At 41.3% G+C, this 16,817-nt stretch carries 18 protein-coding genes; 5 read left to right on the top strand and 13 right to left on the bottom strand.

Going from position 1 to position 16,817, the window contains the following annotated elements; genetic code table 11:
- Positions 1 to 726: an ABC transporter ATP-binding protein gene (locus tag HPC67_RS05430; protein ID WP_217586441.1), complete on the bottom strand. Its 726-nt coding sequence runs from the start codon at positions 724 to 726 to the stop codon at positions 1 to 3.
- 291 nt (positions 727 to 1,017) lie between these two features.
- Between HPC67_RS05430 and HPC67_RS05425 the strand changes: the two genes are divergently transcribed.
- The 4 genes from HPC67_RS05425 (at position 1,018) to HPC67_RS05410 (ending at position 3,372) form a co-directional block, all read left to right on the top strand.
- Positions 1,018 to 1,446, top strand: a complete 429-nt coding sequence (locus tag HPC67_RS05425) for a DUF2935 domain-containing protein (protein WP_217586440.1) — start codon at positions 1,018 to 1,020, stop codon at positions 1,444 to 1,446.
- Positions 1,447 to 1,643: 197 nt separating this feature from the next.
- Positions 1,644 to 2,387 (top strand): threonine/serine exporter family protein, encoded by a 744-nt coding sequence (locus HPC67_RS05420; protein ID WP_217586439.1) that lies wholly within the window; start codon positions 1,644 to 1,646, stop codon positions 2,385 to 2,387.
- A gap of 67 nt (positions 2,388 to 2,454) precedes the next feature.
- Positions 2,455 to 2,862, top strand: a complete 408-nt coding sequence (locus HPC67_RS05415) for a hypothetical protein (protein ID WP_217586438.1) — start codon at positions 2,455 to 2,457, stop codon at positions 2,860 to 2,862.
- 54 nt (positions 2,863 to 2,916) lie between these two features.
- The gene (locus HPC67_RS05410) at positions 2,917 to 3,372 is read left to right on the top strand and encodes a threonine/serine exporter family protein (protein WP_217586437.1); all 456 of its coding nucleotides are present in this window, start codon (positions 2,917 to 2,919) and stop codon (positions 3,370 to 3,372) included.
- Positions 3,373 to 3,553: 181 nt separating this feature from the next.
- On the opposite strand, the gene HPC67_RS05405 is transcribed toward HPC67_RS05410, so the two are convergent.
- The 5 genes from HPC67_RS05405 to HPC67_RS05385 all read right to left on the bottom strand — a co-directional run bounded on the left by HPC67_RS05405 (position 3,554) and on the right by HPC67_RS05385 (position 10,933).
- The gene (locus HPC67_RS05405; protein WP_217586436.1) at positions 3,554 to 5,014 is read right to left on the bottom strand and encodes an APC family permease; all 1,461 of its coding nucleotides are present in this window, start codon (positions 5,012 to 5,014) and stop codon (positions 3,554 to 3,556) included.
- 270 nt (positions 5,015 to 5,284) lie between these two features.
- Complete coding sequence (locus HPC67_RS05400; protein ID WP_217586435.1) at positions 5,285 to 8,362, bottom strand: efflux RND transporter permease subunit; 3,078 nt, start codon at positions 8,360 to 8,362, stop codon at positions 5,285 to 5,287.
- The gene (locus HPC67_RS05395) at positions 8,359 to 9,228 is read right to left on the bottom strand and encodes an efflux RND transporter periplasmic adaptor subunit (RefSeq protein WP_217586434.1); all 870 of its coding nucleotides are present in this window, start codon (positions 9,226 to 9,228) and stop codon (positions 8,359 to 8,361) included. Before HPC67_RS05395 ends, HPC67_RS05400 begins: the two co-directional genes overlap by 4 nt.
- A gap of 74 nt (positions 9,229 to 9,302) precedes the next feature.
- Positions 9,303 to 10,187, bottom strand: a complete 885-nt coding sequence (locus HPC67_RS05390; protein ID WP_217586433.1) for a TetR/AcrR family transcriptional regulator — start codon at positions 10,185 to 10,187, stop codon at positions 9,303 to 9,305.
- A 224-nt stretch (positions 10,188 to 10,411) separates the two neighbouring features.
- Complete coding sequence (locus tag HPC67_RS05385; RefSeq protein ID WP_217586432.1) at positions 10,412 to 10,933, bottom strand: competence protein ComK; 522 nt, start codon at positions 10,931 to 10,933, stop codon at positions 10,412 to 10,414.
- A 217-nt stretch (positions 10,934 to 11,150) separates the two neighbouring features.
- Between HPC67_RS05385 and HPC67_RS05380 the strand changes: the two genes are divergently transcribed.
- Positions 11,151 to 11,339: a YjfB family protein gene (locus HPC67_RS05380; RefSeq protein ID WP_217586431.1), complete on the top strand. Its 189-nt coding sequence runs from the start codon at positions 11,151 to 11,153 to the stop codon at positions 11,337 to 11,339.
- A 154-nt stretch (positions 11,340 to 11,493) separates the two neighbouring features.
- Here HPC67_RS05380 and HPC67_RS05375 read toward each other — a convergent pair whose 3' ends face one another.
- The 7 genes from HPC67_RS05375 to spoIIID form a co-directional block, all read right to left on the bottom strand.
- A complete protein-coding gene (locus tag HPC67_RS05375) occupies positions 11,494 to 11,772 on the bottom strand; it encodes a hypothetical protein (protein ID WP_217586430.1) in 279 nt (92 codons plus the stop codon).
- 173 nt (positions 11,773 to 11,945) lie between these two features.
- The gene (gene fabZ, locus HPC67_RS05370; protein ID WP_217586619.1) at positions 11,946 to 12,368 is read right to left on the bottom strand and encodes a 3-hydroxyacyl-ACP dehydratase FabZ; all 423 of its coding nucleotides are present in this window, start codon (positions 12,366 to 12,368) and stop codon (positions 11,946 to 11,948) included.
- Between the two features lie 26 nt (positions 12,369 to 12,394).
- Positions 12,395 to 12,802, bottom strand: a complete 408-nt coding sequence (locus tag HPC67_RS05365; RefSeq protein WP_343327813.1) for a DNA-directed RNA polymerase subunit beta — start codon at positions 12,800 to 12,802, stop codon at positions 12,395 to 12,397.
- Positions 12,803 to 12,890: 88 nt separating this feature from the next.
- The gene (locus HPC67_RS05360) at positions 12,891 to 13,721 is read right to left on the bottom strand and encodes a flagellar hook-basal body protein (RefSeq protein WP_217586429.1); all 831 of its coding nucleotides are present in this window, start codon (positions 13,719 to 13,721) and stop codon (positions 12,891 to 12,893) included.
- Between the two features lie 12 nt (positions 13,722 to 13,733).
- Positions 13,734 to 14,537: a flagellar hook-basal body protein gene (locus tag HPC67_RS05355; RefSeq protein WP_217586428.1), complete on the bottom strand. Its 804-nt coding sequence runs from the start codon at positions 14,535 to 14,537 to the stop codon at positions 13,734 to 13,736.
- Positions 14,538 to 14,622: 85 nt separating this feature from the next.
- Positions 14,623 to 15,624 (bottom strand): rod shape-determining protein, encoded by a 1,002-nt coding sequence (mreB, locus tag HPC67_RS05350; RefSeq protein ID WP_217586427.1) that lies wholly within the window; start codon positions 15,622 to 15,624, stop codon positions 14,623 to 14,625.
- Between the two features lie 387 nt (positions 15,625 to 16,011).
- Positions 16,012 to 16,332 (bottom strand): sporulation transcriptional regulator SpoIIID, encoded by a 321-nt coding sequence (gene spoIIID, locus HPC67_RS05345; protein WP_217586426.1) that lies wholly within the window; start codon positions 16,330 to 16,332, stop codon positions 16,012 to 16,014.
- Positions 16,333 to 16,817: the final 485 nt, after the last annotated feature.

The raw sequence follows: 16,817 nt of genomic DNA, 5'->3' as shown, positions 1-16,817 counted from the left end.
TTACACCTCACTCTTTTGTTGGCCATAATACAAAAATGCGGCTTCCAATGTGGACGTTTCACTTTGCTTGCGAAGCTCATCAGGGCTACCTTGTGCAATGATATAGCCATCTCTCAATAAACCAAGTTGATTACATTTTTCTGCTTCGTCCATGACATGTGTTGTAATGACGATGGTTGTACCTTGCTGTTGCAATTTTTTCAAATCGCTCCAAATTGAATCGCGTAAAACAGGGTCAATGCCCACGGTCGGTTCATCAAGAATCAGTAAGTCAGGTTCATGGATTAATGCTACGGCAAGTGACATCCGTCGCTTCATCCCACCAGAAAAATGCTCCACTGTTTTGTCCAGGTGCTTCGTTAAATCAACCATTGCAGCAACTTCTTCTATGCGTTTAGAGCGATCCTTCTTTTTCATTTTGTATAGACTGGCAAAGAAATCTAGGTTTTCTCGAGCAGTTAGTTCATTGTAAAGGGCATCTGATTGTGCCATATAACCAATATGCTGCATTGCTTCAAGTGACGGCATTGGTACTTGATTGACCAATACTTCTCCTTTTTTAGGCTCTAGCAACCCAATCATAATTTTAACCAATGTCGTTTTTCCTGAACCTGAAGGACCCAGTAGTCCAAATAATTGACCTTTTGGGATTTCTAGCGCTACATTTCTAAGTACCTGCTCCTGCTTATAATAATGTTGAATATCGCTTAGTTCTATATAAGTCATAGATAGCCCTCCCTCATATGGCATCAGTCTTTTTTTAATTATGATGTACATTTATTTTTATAACGTTCGATAATTATTTCACCTACATACATCTAATCGTGGTCAGTGTATACGTCTTTCCGCAAAGTGAGTGATTACTCACTTATATATTAACCGATCTATTTTTATATGTAAAGAATTATTATGATGGTCATCAATTATGTAACGTATGCTACTTTTGCGCATTGCATTTTATGTCACCAGCTTGCATACATTTTACTGGGACATATTATTTTCGAGGGGGCTATTAGAATGCAATTTTATTACGGGAGTCAAATGCCGCTCAGAGTACTGGATGAGACGGAGTTTTGGAAGATGCAGGAAGCAGAGCATACGGTTGTGCTGCGCGAACTTTTACCGAATTTGGAAGACGTGTACGTTGAGGCTTTAAAAAATTGGGAGGACGTGTTAACGACAACACACCAGCATGTAAAACGCTATGTAGAATCTGTTATTCGGAGTGATCAACAGCTATCTCCACAATTATACAATCAAGTACTCGAGCTTGTATCTTTCAGCTTGCAAGAAAGTGTTGCGTTCATTCAATTTTGTCGAAAAATTAAATCTGAAAGTCAAGCTGTCGTTAATAATCATACGGCAAAGGTCGTCATTGATCATATCGTTGATGAGTCTGAGTATTTTATTGGCATTGCACAAACGATTTTGTATGGACAGAATTGATGATAAGCAAAACATAGTGCGAGTGGTGAGCTCATAAAAAATAAAACGTATCTGCATTATTTTAGCGCTTCACGTTAACAATCTTTATTAATGAATTGAATCCCTCCAACTGGACAAACATGTATCGCTCATATATGGTATTATATTTCAAGGATCTTTTTACACAATACAGTTAGATTGGATAAGTTGGTGATGCTATGACAAATCAGGACAAGCTCGTACAGGTATGTATGTTGGCGGGCAAAATCATGTTAGAGAGTGGTGCAGAAACGTATAGAGTAGAAGACACAATGAACAGAATGGCTCACGTTTACGGACTTATGGATGTGCAAAGCTATGCAGCGCCTACCGCAATTCATTTTTCAACTGATCGTTCAGCTGCGGCACACTTCATGAGAATCTCAAACCGATCTAACGATTTACAAAAAATTGCTGACGTCAACCATATTTCAAGGCAATTTACAGCCGGAACTTTAACATTAGAAGAAGCATTAGACCTACTTCATAAAGTGGAACATCATGATATGACTTTTTCCTATTGGACGCAAATACTGGCAGCCGCTCTCGTAAGCGGTGCGTTCGCGATTATGTTTGGTGGAGGCGGCGAAGACTTTCTTCCAGCTCTTATTGCAGGCGGAGTTGGTTACGGGGCGATGCTCATTGTTAATGAGGTTGTACGTATGCGATTTGTCGCGGACTTTTTTTCATCTGTCGTGATTGGAGCCTTGGCCATTTTTATGATTCACTATGGTTTGGGAGCAAGTCTTGAGAAAGTCATTATAGGTGCAGTTATGCCACTTGTACCGGGTCTCCATATTACTAATGCAGTGCGAGATCTATTAGCTGGACACCTTGTCGCTGGTGTATCAAAAGGGATGGAAGCGACACTTACTGCATTTGCAATTGGGGCGGGGGTTGCTGTGCCAATAGCCTTTATGTAGGGTGATCTCTGTATTATTCATAACGTGCGTTCACTATAGACGCCACTTTTTGGTTTATGCGGCTGGAATGGCAGATATGCGGCGCTTCTTCGGTTTATACGGCTGGAACGGCAGGTATGCGGCGCTTCTTCGATTTATGCGTCTGGAACGGCAGGTATGCGGCGCTTCTTCGGTTTATGCGGCTGGAACGGCAGGTATGCGGCGCTTCTTCGGTTTATGCGACTGGAACGGCAGATATGCGGCGCTTCTTCGGTTTATGCGGCTGGAATGGCAGGTATGCGGCGGTTCTTCGATTTATGCGGCTGGAACGGCAGGTATGCGGCGGTTCTTCGGTTTATGCGGCTGGAACGGCAGGTATGCGGCGCTTCTTCGGTTTATGCGGCTGGAATGGCAGATATGCGGTGCTTCTTCGATTTATGCGGCTGGAACGGCAGGTATGCGGCGCTTACAGATTATATGTGTTTTGAAACAGTGAATCACCATACAGGGCCTTACATAGCAGTAAGCTTTTTAAATGGAGGACTTATAGATGACAATTATCATACAGCTTATAACGAGTTTTATTGCAGCAGCGGGGTTCGGGATTTTATTTAATGCGCCGAGGGCTAGACTAGTGATGTGTGGTCTTATAGGTATGTCAGGGTGGATTGTATATGACAGTCTTGTGAAGCAAGAGCTGGACGTTGTCCCAGCAACGATTCTTGCTGCTATGCTTGTGGCCGTATTAAGTCGGTTAGCTGCCAAACAGTATAAAACCCCTGTGATCATTTTCAATGTATCTGGTATTATTCCGCTCGTTCCGGGTGGCATTGCCTATGATGCAATGCGGCACTTTGTGGAAAATAATTATTTCACAGGTGTTCAACTGTCGGCCAAAGTGATACTACTGTCCGGAGGCATTGCAATTGGTCTTATGTTTTCTGAGGTCGTCAATCAAGTTATGCAGACGATTGAGACAAGAGCTCGCAGAAAAATCAGTCGGTAAAATACCTTATGAGAGACTTCGAACGATGCGTTTACGATGTGAACATATTGGTGGAAAAACACCACTTTATTTGTAATGACTTTGCACTGACTTTGCACACATACAAGCTCAATCACCATGCAGCAATGTACAAGGTGATTGAGCCTTTCAAAGCCGTTTTTATGACATACACCACCAAAGCTTATCCACGATTTTGTGCTTCAATCTGTTTATTTCCGAGAATTAAATAGTTTAACTCTTCTTTTGGAATGCTGTTAAATTCTGTTCGCTTCAAAAAGTAAAATACAGTCCCTATTAACACCCATATGATAAGGGCTAGCCGTGACTCAAACCCCAATGCAGCTGGAGATGCTGGAATGAGCAACAGCCCGAGGAAAATAATGCTGGCACACATGCCAAACCCGGCAATTGTCTTTTTAACAGGTGCCACAACATGCATCTTCGGATTGAATGGCGCTTTAGGTGACCACTTAAACAAGGTAAAAGCGGTATAACACGTATAAAAATAAGCGATCGTCACACCAATTGAAGACATGTCGACTACCCAAAGTAAGGCTTGGCGACCAAACCATGGTGCAAACATGGCTAGAATAACCGTGAAGATGATTCCAATATAAGGTGTTTTATGCTTTGGGTGCAGTTTAGAAAATGCTTCTGGCAAAATTTTTGCGCGTGACATCGCAAACAATAAACGACTAGATGAAATGATAAATCCGTTTAGTCCAGTAAATATCCCCATGGAAAGGGCGACAACAATAATACTGAGACCAAGTGGACCGAGAAGATCTTGAATCGCTGCACCTGTTCCCCATACCGCATTGCTTGCGACAAGGCTTTGCCACGGTTCGATCATCGCAACCGTCACGATCATGAGACTGTACAGGCCAGCCGCCACAGAAATTGCGAGGATAATAAGAGAAAAGGCCTTTTTAGATGAAAAGTGAAATTCCTCTGCTGCTTGTGGGATATTATCAAATCCAACATATGCCCACGGTGCGATCGCAACAATGGAGATGATTGCTGCAAATGCAGATGTTTCAGCTGGAAAACTAGGTGCGATATGCGAAAGTGTCGTTGTAGGCTGCACACCGACCAATATCGACACACCTACAACACCAAAAATCATGATCAAGCAAAATATAAATTGCATACGGCCAGATATTCCAGTCCCTTTAACATTTAAATAACCAAATATAGAGAGTGTGACTGATGCAATCATGATTTCCATTAAATATACGTCCCAGTTTGCAATTGTATAGAGGTGAATGTTCTCCATAAGAAATGGTAATACAAATTTAAACATTAGTGCAAACGCAGATGCGTTAAGCGCTACGATACATATGTAGCCAAGCGTTAAAAACCATCCACAAATAAAGGCGTGCAAGCGTCCTAGACTAATGAATGCATAAGCGAACTCCCCACCTGATACAGGAAAGCTTTTGATTAAAAATCCATAGCTGACTCCGATGAGCATCATGAGTAGTGCACCAATGATAAAGCCGAGTATGACGCCAAGCGGCCCAGCAGTCGCCATCCAATCAGTGGGCTGTACGAAAGCCCCCCAACCGATAGAGGATCCAAGAGCAATTGCCCAAACCCAATGAGGCTTCAGCGTCTGTTTCAGTGTTGTTCGTTGTTTCATGCTTAATCTCCTTCATATTGAGTTGTTCGTCTGATGTTTGGTAAAAGAATTTGATGCCTTTTGTTCTGATGTACTTATTAGACGTCTACTTGAGCTACATATGAAATATGGATGCCTCCCTCACCTTAATGCGTATAAAAATACTCTTTTTTGAATACCCGTTCTATGTTCGTTTAAAACGTCGTTCTCACGATAAAACGATCTAAATTGTTGTCCAATTTAAAAATGCAAAAAACCCTCTGACTGAACAGAGGGTTTAATCAATAATATCTATGCTTCGCGTTTCTTTTTGTTTCTTCTTGTTAGTTTGGCTGTTAAGTCATCAAACAATGAGTAGATAACTGGAACGAGCAGCAATGTAAATAAACTAGACACACTCAGTCCAAAAATAATTGTAACGGCGAGCGGCTGCTGTGTTTCTGCACCTTCACCTAGTGCAAGTGCCAATGGAATCAAGGCCAATATTGTCGTTAAAGTGGTCATCATGATTGGGCGCAAACGACTGCGACCTGCTTCTAATATGGCTTCATAGCGATCCATACCTCTGCGACGCAAAATGTTGATGTAGTCAACGAGTACAATCGAGTTGTTCACCACAATACCAGCGAGCATGATGATACCTATAAAGCCAGGTATGCTGAGCGGTAATCCGGTAATGAATAGCCCTAGCAAGACACCTACAACGGTCGTAGGCATTGCGAACATGATAATGAACGGAAACAAGAAATTCTCAAATTGAATAGCCATGACCGCATATACGAGAAAAATTGAGAACACGAGTGCGAGTGCTAAATCAGCGAATGACTTTTGCATATCCTCTGCCTGCCCACCCATTTCGTAGGAGTAGCCTTCAGGAAATGCCATGTCATCAAGCGTCGCTTCGATGTCGTTCACAACACTTCCGAGATCACGGTCAACCACACTACTCGTAATGTTCAACTGTGGTTGTTGATTTTGCCTAAGCAAGGTCGCTGGTCCTTGAGTTTGGACAAGCTCTGCGACATCCTGTAATGGAATTGCTGCGCCAGTTGGCGATTGTATTTTCAAGTCTTGTAGATCGCTAATCGTGCGGTAATTCTCCTCAGGATACATCATAACAACGTCAATTTCTTGACCTGCCTCACGATAACGTGTTGCTGTTTGACCATTCAAGGTCATTTGGATTTGAGCTGTAATCTGTTGCTCTGTAAGTCCATAAGCCGCTGCAGCTGCTTCATCGACTTTAATCGTCATTTGTGGAATACCTTCTGAGGCACCACTTTGCGGATTATACACACCGTCTACCGTTTGAATCTCTTCAACGACTTCCGCTGCCAGTTCACGTAAGACACTATGTTCAGGACCATTCAACTGAATTTGAATCGGATCGCCCATACTCATGCCGCCATCCATTGCACTCACAGTTATTTCGGCTCCTGGGATGTCTTGCACATCTTCATCAAGTGCTGTCGCGATATCTGTCGTTGAACGGTCGCGTTCTCCTGCTGGTATCAGCTGCAGCATAAACGAAGCTGTATTGCCACTTCCCACCATACTGCCACCGAACTGATCGCCACCACCAACTGTAACGAAGTTGGTCTCGATGACTGAGTCATAAGCGATCACTTTTTCATTAATTTGTTCAACAACTTTTTGCGTATCCTCTAACGATGTGCCTGCTTCTGTTTCAACAGTTATTTGCATTTGACCTTGATCGGCAGACGGAATAAATTCTGCACCGATCATTGGCGTTAAGGCTAAGCTTCCAACAATAACGATAATTGTTCCAGCAATGGTTGTTTTGCGGTGCTTTAACACCCACTGCAGTCCCCCTTGATAGACATTACCTAATTTATCAAGAAAGCGATTGAACCAATAGCGACGTCCTTCGTCTCCCATCGCTTTCGCAAGAAGCTTCGATGACAGCATCGGGACAAGTGTAATCGCTGAAATAAGAGACGTAATTAATGCAAACGACACTGCCAATGCGAGCGGCGTAAATAAATCCGAGGCGATGCCCTCAACATAAATGATTGGCAAGAATACAACCAATGTCGTTGTTGTGGATGCAATAACCGCAGGCGCTAGCTCAGACGCCCCTTTTATCGCAGCCTCCTTTAAATTGTAGCCGCGTTGTCTGTACGTATAAATATGCTCTAATATAACGATTGAACTATCGACCATCATACCGAGACCAAGCGCCAAGCCACCGAGGGTCAGCACGTTTAATGTTTCACCTGTAAAATACATAAGCGTAAACGTTGAAATAATGGCGATCGGAATGGACAAGCCAATGACGATTGTTGCTCGGATGCTTTTTAAAAACAAAAGCAAAATAAAAATTGATATAACGCCACCGATCAAAATATTTTGAACGACTGAGTCTATTGATAGCTCGATAAACTCTGACGTATCGATGACGACGTCAAGATTGACATCTGATGATAAATTATTTTGTAGCTCATTAATGGCATCCTTGACGTTGTGAGCGACATCGACTGGATTGCCGTCGGTCTTTTTCATAATCGACAATACAACGGACGATTTACCGTTAACCAATGTCTCTGAAGACGTCTTTTTAAATGTATCAGATACTTGCGCAACATCTTCTAAATGAATTGTCGCACCTGTAGCTGTCTGGATAAGCGTTTGTTTAATATCTTTTACAGAGGTGAATTCACCGACAACACGTAGCTGTAAATCCTTACTCCCTTTTTCAACAACGCCAACAGAGGCTGACTGATTCGTGCTGTTCAGCGCCTGGGCAATGGACTGAGCATTTACCCCATATTGCTGTAGTGCAGATTCGTCAAGAACGACGCGAATTTCCCGTTGTTTCGCGCCCTCAACAGTGACTGAAGCAACGCCCCCTTGTCGTTCAAAATAAGGGACAACTTGGTTATTCGCGACTGCCGTCAATTGCTCGGCTTCTTGCCCTGTTAAGCTCACCCACATGAGTGGAAGCTGATCAGGGCTAAACCTAATAATGCTCGGCTCGTTCGCTTGCTCTGGTAAAAAGCCTTTCACTTGATCAATTTTTTCTCTGACATCTAGCAAGGCTTGATCAAGATCGGTGCCATTTTTAAACATCATGACGACAAGTGACGCACCCGGCTGTGATTGAGATTGAATGGTATCAATACCTTCGATCGAACTGATGGCACCTTCGATTGGGCGACTCAACAGTTCTTCAACATCTTCAGGTGCAGCATCTGGATAGCTTGTCGCAACAACAGCGATCGGTAAGTCTATTTTAGGAAATAAGTCTATCGCAAGACTGCGGACGGACACTATGCCCAAAGCGATAATCGCTAAGACAATCATGATCACGCCAACAGGGCGTTTAACAGATGTTTGAACTAATTTCACGATGACGCTCCTTCCTTCACAACGTTGACCTCACTTTTATCTTGAAGCGATAACTGACCATTCACAACAATCTCGTCTCCTGCTTTCACACCACTCTCTATAGCCGTTTGATCTGATTGAACATCGGCAATATCAACCTTTGTTTTTGTCACACGACCATCTGACACGATGTAAACAAAGGCACCGTCAGTTTCTTCAACGATGGCAGCCGTTGGCACAAGAATCGTATGATCGACTCGTTTTTCAGGAACATTAACCGTCACAACCATCCCTGGTAAAATGCTTCTATCTTCATTTTGCATCTTCAATTCAACAGGATAAAGCCCTTGATCATTTGGCATAATACCAATCGATGTAACAGCCGCTTCATAAGTTCCATTGTCTACTACGGCGTCATATGTCGTCTCTTTTTCAATAAGGTCACGAACGCTAGCTGTTACAGACAGTTGGATTGTTAATTCATCAAGATTAGCGATAACGGCAAACGGACTATCCGTCGCAACGAGATCGCCTTCCGCTTTGTCTAATTGTATAATTGTACCCGCTGTTGGGGCTTTTAATGTTTGCTTTCCTGTCCGCGCATTAACAATAGCAATCTGTTCATCCTCTTCAACAGTATCGCCATTGTCTACATTAAGCTCATCCACTTCACCTGGCTGTATCACCATGATTGGTGTTGTTTTCGATGGGACAGCTCTACCGACGACATGTCGATTAATGATTAGATTGCCCTCTGTTGCTTGAGTTGTTTCGACAGGAATCGGTCGTTGATCATCCTGTTCAGTCGTATTCTCATCCTCATTACTACATGCGGCCATTATGCTCATGGTTAATGCAGCAATAAGTAGCATATAAATCTTTTTCATATATAACGCCTCCTAAATATCTTTGATTCAAAACCTTCTTAAGTGATCTATCTTTTAAAAGACAGTCATACCAGTTATTGCAACAGTTCAACATCAAGCAGATTCGCAATTTCCTCCGTTAAGGGGCCAAGCTCAGCAATCGGTCTAAAATGCGCCAGCATGCCTTGGACCATAATCATACGGGGCGTATCTTTAAGAAGCTCATTCAAAATAATATCAGCGGCTTCGTTGAGCTGTGCTTTTCTGTCCTGCGATAATTCGACTTGATCAACCATTTGCTTTAGCTCATCAATCCTAATCATCAGTTTCTCTTTCACTTCACCGGATTCTTCCATTTTGTAAGCATCCGGTAGTGCCTCCCAGCTTATAAGTGGTGGATCTTCTTGCGCTAACATGCCATTCACTAAATTGTCAATTCGCTTGATAAGATATGATCCGGCAACATGTGGATCGATATTGATATCGTCCATAACCATCCATTTAAAATAGCCATTTAGCAGCCCATCGCATTGGATTGTCGCATCTATAAAATATTCACCTAAAGTATCCCTGTATATCGCCTGTAAATTATCTTTAAGCCAATGAAAATTTTCAACTTTCATTTGCCACATCAGCTGATCTGTATGTTGTCCAGCAGGAATATTTTCTCTTACGTGCATCATAATAAAATCTTTGTATGTATACACATAATCTACAAGGATTGCAATTTGAGCGGCCATGCTTTCTTTCGGATTTAAGTCATCACGTGAGCTAGTGGCTTGGATCCGGTGCGTGATTTCCTCATAATGATAATGAATTGTACGCGTTATAAAATCTTCTTTTGATTGGAAGTATAGATAAAAAGACCCTTTTGACATACTTGCTGCTGTAGCAATCTCTTGAATAGACGTATTATGATAGCCTTTTTGGGCGAATAACTTCATGCCATATTTCATAAGCTGCAACTCTTTATTTTTCATCAGTCATATCCCCCTAACTGTTACGTTTATGTATTTACATGTGTTTCATATTCTCATTAATATTTTATACTTACTGGTCAGTCATAATCATACGCAATTTCATACAATCCATTTTATACAGATGAATTGCTTTTTACAAGTTAAAAAAATGTAAAAATGAACGGTTAGTCATGCTGTTAATCTGAGGTTATATGATGTGTTATGTTTTAAAAAGTGAATTTTAGTCAGTATTTTTTTCGAAAAAAAGAGAGTAGATCGAGCTTAACAGATGTGAAGGGTTGGGTATGATCGTAGAAGCTGGGGCGACTCATCATTGTTATGACTTGAGCCGTTTTTAAGTACTGCTGGCTAAAAGCATGTAACGATACGTTGATTAAAAGACAGGTGCCGTCTAAAAATTGAACCTTTAAACGATCACCTTCTTCACGGAAATTTTGAATTTGATAGTAAGCGAGCCACACACAGTCTTTATTTCGGGAAGCAGCTGTTGGGAAAAAGAAGACGTCTTTTTTTGGATCTACGGGAATGGGGACTTTATATTTAAGACCAAGTAGCTTTTTGACAGACTCACGACGCCCATGTAGTGAGGAGCCGTAAATAATACAATTTTCTTCTAAAATGACTTGAGGGGATTTAATGACGTTTTCTGGTTCTTCCCTTTCAAAAATACGCGCCTTATAATAAGGTGAATCATGGGCGAGAATTGCTTTCGTATTTCGAGAAATCAAATATCCATACTGTGCCATCTATTCACAACTCTTTCATTGATTTTGGAGCATAGAACAATGGTGTGTTAATTTTAACTAATTAAATTTTACTATATATAAAATATATTTCAAATAAAATCCTTTTATTTCGGTTTTATCGAAATGCACAATCATACTATGTTAAGATGAATATATCGTATTTTTATGAAGGTATTTTCATGAGTAAACAGTCCACATATGTTTTGGAGGGATTTCGATGGATATTGCAGCACTATCTGTTATGATGGCTAATCAACACGTTAAAGCTGATGCTGGTGTTCTAATTATGAATCGTACAAAAAGCTTAATGGAGCAACAAGGCAATCAACTCATTGATATGCTTCAGCAGTCTGGTACACCTGCGCCGCATCCTGATCTTGGTAAACAGATCGATGTTTCCGTATAAGCAGATGAAAATCGTGTTGAAAGAGAGTAAGCCTGCGCACTCTCTCTTTTTCAAAGCTTCATCCACATTTCACTTTAATATACATAAAGGTCCACACACTTCTGGATTTAGATAAAAGAGCTGACCTATATGATGATGTCAGCTCTTTTATCAATTACTCGTTATTGTTATTCATGTCATTATTGTTATTATTGTTGTTCATATCTCCGTCTGTACCATTATTGTTATTGTCTTGATTATCGTTATTCATGTCGCCATCTTCATTGTCATCCAACATATCATTGTTGTTGTCATTCATATCTCCGTTGTCATTCTGATCCATTGGTGCATTATCATCATCAAGTGGATCCATATCATTGTCGTTGCCGCAAGCTGTTACAAATGCCAGTGCCATAAATGGAACAAATAATTTTAACATCCATTTTCTTTTCATTTATATTCCTCCTTGATTTAATTCGGTATCACGTGTAGTTTAACCAACACAAGCAGATAGATACCCTTTTTTTCAAGGAAATTTATCATAAATATTGTTCCTCAATGGGGAACGACAAAAGACGCTCAACCTGATTTAGATTGAACGTCTACAGCTTCACTTAACGTATCCGTTTATTGAATCGCAAACATAATATCCGCCTCACAGGCAATTTCGCCATTCACTGTCGCCTTACCTCTACCTTTACCAATAGGTCCTTTTAAGCGCGTGATTTCCACTTCTAGCTGCAATTGATCACCTGGCTTGACCTGACGTTTAAAACGACATTTATCAATTCCAGCGAGAAAACCAATCTTACCTTTGTTTTCTTCACGACCTAGGACGGCAATTGCACCTGTTTGGGCAAGCGCCTCAACGATGAGAACACCAGGCATAACTGGATAGTCAGGAAAATGCCCTTGAAAGAATGGCTCATTGACTGTTACGTTTTTTAATGCAACGACACGTTCTCCTTCTTCTACTTCTAAAACCTTATCAACGAGTAAAAATGGATAACGATGCGGAATGATTTGCTTAATTTGTTCAACATCCACTATTGTATGCCTCCTTTGACGCGATATACCTATTCTTTATTAACAATATCACGAATGTGCTGCCACGTTTCCCAATTGAGCACATCTTTAACGACCCCATCACCAATAACACCATATCCGACAGCAAGGCCTGATATAAGCGCAACAGCAATGAGCAAAAGGACGATCAAAATACGTAACCATATAGGTATAATACGCCTGATCGGTCGCTTGTTCTTCCGTTTCTCTTCCTTTTGCTTTTTCTTCTGTTTTTTACGTTCTTTACGCGAAGAAGGATGAGACACCTGAAGCGAATCAGATTCTTTTTGACGTAACGTCTTTCGTGTCTTTGCTGAAGCATCCGTTTTGTCAGTATGTGTTTCAGTCTGTTCTGTTTCAGACTGTATGTGCTGTGTTCGCCTACTCATTTCATTTGAATCGGTATGATTTGACATCATGTGTTTCTCCTTCTTACGTAAAAATTGGTTAAGTCAGGAATTGCTTTTCTGTTCATCGAGATAAAACATGTATATATTGGTAGCGATCTTACCTTAACTGATTAATAAGACCAGACATTTGATCTGTCATTGAAATGGTTCGAGCGTTAAATTGATAGGCACGTTGTGTCATAACAAGATCGGTCATTTGCTTACCCATGTCAACATTAGAATGCTCCAAAGAGCCACTTCTCACAAGATCGCCTGTTGCATCGACAGCCTGCAACACTTCTGCTGGATTGTAACCAAGATTATTGTCATTAGGCAAGCGAAAGCCGTTTTCGCCTGTTGCCTCAAGTAACCGTGGACGCACGGCCTCTACAACGGAAAGCGCCCCTACATTTTCTACGACACCTTGTCTTGAAACAGTAATTTGTCCATTCGGAGCTATAGAAATATCATCAAAACCAGCCGCAATTTCAATTGGTCCGTTTTCACCAATTACCGGATGTCCATCTTTTGTTGTCAATAACATAGACGTGTTCGTTGCATTAGGACTTAAATATAACGCACCATCTCGCGTGTAACGCGTTTCTGTTACGCCATTTTCAGTAACAGTGTACTGTAATAGATGGTTTTTTTCTAAAAGGGCGATGTCAAGGGCGCGTTCTGTTTCTTTAATTGCACCTGGCGACAAATCAATGTTAATTCCTCCAAGCTTAGCACCACTACCAATCCTTATACCATCAGGTGTAGAGCGACCTTGGGCATTAGCAGGATCGCTCATATTGTTCATTTGTTGAAATAACAATGAAGAAAATTCCGCTTGACGATGCTTGTACCCTGTCGTCTGGCTGTTCGCCATATTATGACCGATCACATCAAGTTTTTGTTGAAGCTGCTTCATCGTTACCGCTGCTTGAATCATTGTTCGTGACATATGTCATCCTCCTTAGCCAATCCGACCGATATCACTCACGGCTTTTCCCATACTTTCATCATATGCTTTTAACACCCGTTGATTCGTTTCAAACAGACGATATGATTCCATCATCTCAGTCATCATTTGTAACGAATCAACATTCGAACGTTCTAGTGCACCCTGCTGAATGGAAAACGTCGTTCCAGCTGGAACCTCCCCTGCATCTCCTTGAAACAAGTCATTTCCTTCTTTTACGAGCTCGTTCACATTCGCAGCATAAGCAACTCCGAGTTGAGCAGCTATCCCATTGGCTTCAAGTACACCATTTTCAGAGACAGAAAAGTCCATGCCGCCCGTTTGGATTGAATTGCCGTTATTATCTAAAACGTAATAGCCTTCTGATGTCGTTAAAAAGCCAGCTTGATCAACAGTAAAATTACCATTTCGTGTATAGCGAACGTCACCAGCTTCATTTTGCACCGTGAAAAACAAGCTGCCCGTCTCGTCTAACAACGTTCCATTCACAAGAGCGAGATCTGTTGACAGATTCGTTTCGCGAATATCTCCTTGTTGGTGATTCGGAATCGTTTCCTGGACATAAACACCCGTATTAAAAGACCCGATTGGTTGTTGAATTGGCAGCTTAAATTGTCTTGTTGTCGGTAAGGTTTGACTCCCCATGTGATATGTAAGCATCTCCGGAAATGCTCTTAATGCAGCGTCGTCTGCTTTGTAGCCTGGTGTTTGTGCGTTCGTAATATTGTTGGCTAACGTCTCTTGTCGTCTCTGCTGAGCATACATGCCACTTGCTACGGTATGAAACCCTCTTAACATTTGTCCACGCTCCTTTTACAAGGTCCTTCTGTTATGATTGCTGACTTATTGAATATGCTAGACCTCTTACAAGACCGGTTATCGTTTATACGATACCTTTGCGGTCAATTTTATCAATGTTCTCGAGCATAATACCTGTTCCTTTTGCAACACAATTCATTGGTTCTTCAGCAAGTAAAACTGGCACCTTCAACTCATCCGCGAGCAATTGGTCAATACCGTGGATCAACGCGCCACCACCCGTTAAAATAACACCACGGTCAATAATATCTGCCGACAACTCAGGTGGGGTCCGTTCTAAGACTGATTTAGCGCCTTGGGTAATTAAAGCAACTGATTCACGAAGTGCTTCCTCAATTTCCTCAGAGTAAATTGTGATTGTACGCGGGAGACCCGTTACGAGATCACGACCACGAATGTCCATCTCTTCATGACGAGCACCTGGATAGACAGTCGCAACATTAATCTTAATATCTTCAGCCGTTCGCTCGCCTATGAGTAATTTATATTTCCGCTTAATATGCTGAAGAATTTCAATATCAAACTTATCTCCAGCCATTTTGACGGATTCAGATGTAACAATGTCACCCATTGATAAAACGGCTACATCCGTTGTTCCACCACCGATATCTACGACCATATTGCCGCTTGGCTGGTATATTTCCATCCCTGAACCTATTGCAGCGACTTTCGGTTCTTCTTCTAAATAAATCTTTTTACCGCCTGATTTTTCTGCCGCTTCTTTAATCGCTTTTTGTTCTACTTTTGTTATATTCGTTGGACAGCAAATAAGCATCCGTGGTTTTGTTAAAAATCCACGCACATTTATTTTATTTATAAAATGCTTAAGCATTGCTTCTGTTATGTCAAAGTCGGCAATAACACCATCTTTTAATGGGCGAACCGCCTCAATATTACCAGGCGTACGGCCAACCATACGACGTGCGGCTTCTCCCACCTCAAGAACCTTTCCTGTGTTACGATCCATCGCAACAACAGCAGGCTCATTTAAAATGATGCCTTTACCCTTAACATGGATCAGCACATTTGCTGTCCCAAGGTCTATTCCAATATCCCTAGAAAACATCTTTAGGCAAACCTCCCAGTTTTCAAATTATGACTCATTTCGTGCATACTTCTACTAATAATCTATTTTACCACAAAATTCAACGCTTAACTGCAAAGAACAAAAAAAGTTTAGAGTTTCTTTGCTTTTTTATAGGTACCAGCTCTTCATCAGATTATCGTATTGCTTGAAGAACACAACAAAAAACGAGCCTGGCACACGGAATTTCAACTAAAGAACCTCTGAACAACAAGACACGTTACGGAAATATAATTACGAGCCCTTTCTGGTTATAGGAGTCCGCATATTCCCTGAGCTTATGTTCTATATGACGCATCTTTAGAGTGAAATTCCATAGTATGACTCAAGCTCGCTAAAGAAAGCCAATATGGGATAAAAATTGTGGGGTTAACCTACAGGCTTAACGCCTCGATCTGAAGAGGGAGCTGCCGTCTTTCCTTTAATTGAGCTCGCCTGTGTCGTTTTAACTTTGTACTTCTTCCTCGTTGCTTCTCCTCCTCTTATATGTCTGATCGATTTGTGGTAATTCAACACTTCTTTTACCTCATTTGCCAGATCAGGATTGATTTCAGGCAATCGTTCGGTTAAATCTTTATGAACCGTGCTCTTGGAAACACCGAATTCTTTTGCAATCGTACGGACGGTTTTCCTCGTCTCCACGACTTGCCTCCCTATCTTGATCGTTCTTTCTTTGATGTAATCGTGCACACCGTTCGCCTCCCTAAGTTGGATATTTCCGAGGTGTGAATCGAGACAAGGTGATACATTTTCATATGGCTTGTTAAAATTATTTATGCGGTTGAGTGTAGTGCTAAAAGGGACGATTTTTATAGTTAGAAGGTCTATACGGACGCCTGCGACTGACGGCACGTATCTCCTTCCAATAATGAAAGTCAAAATAAGAATGACAAAGATATGTATAACAATTAAAGTAGGATTCTTTTATCTGCACAGTGTTGTAATAACTACGACATCACATGCTATCATGTAAGCCACACATGATCTCACCTCAGACATTAAAGATGGATTGATTTGTAACATTTTATTATCAAAGTAGAGGAAATATGATTAAAATTAAGGCTTCTGCCTAAAAGGACAAGGGTTGAAGACAAATTGAAGGGGTTATGGTCTGTTCTTAAAGATAAGTGCGTATATGAAAACCCCCCCCAAACATCCTTGTTTAGGGGGTACCA

The organism is Lentibacillus saliphilus, from assembly GCF_019093865.1.
GTDB lineage: Bacteria > Bacillota > Bacilli > Bacillales > Amphibacillaceae > Lentibacillus_B > Lentibacillus_B saliphilus.
The sequence above is the reverse complement of the archived record's forward strand: the minus strand, read 5'-3'. Positions and strand labels throughout refer to the sequence as shown.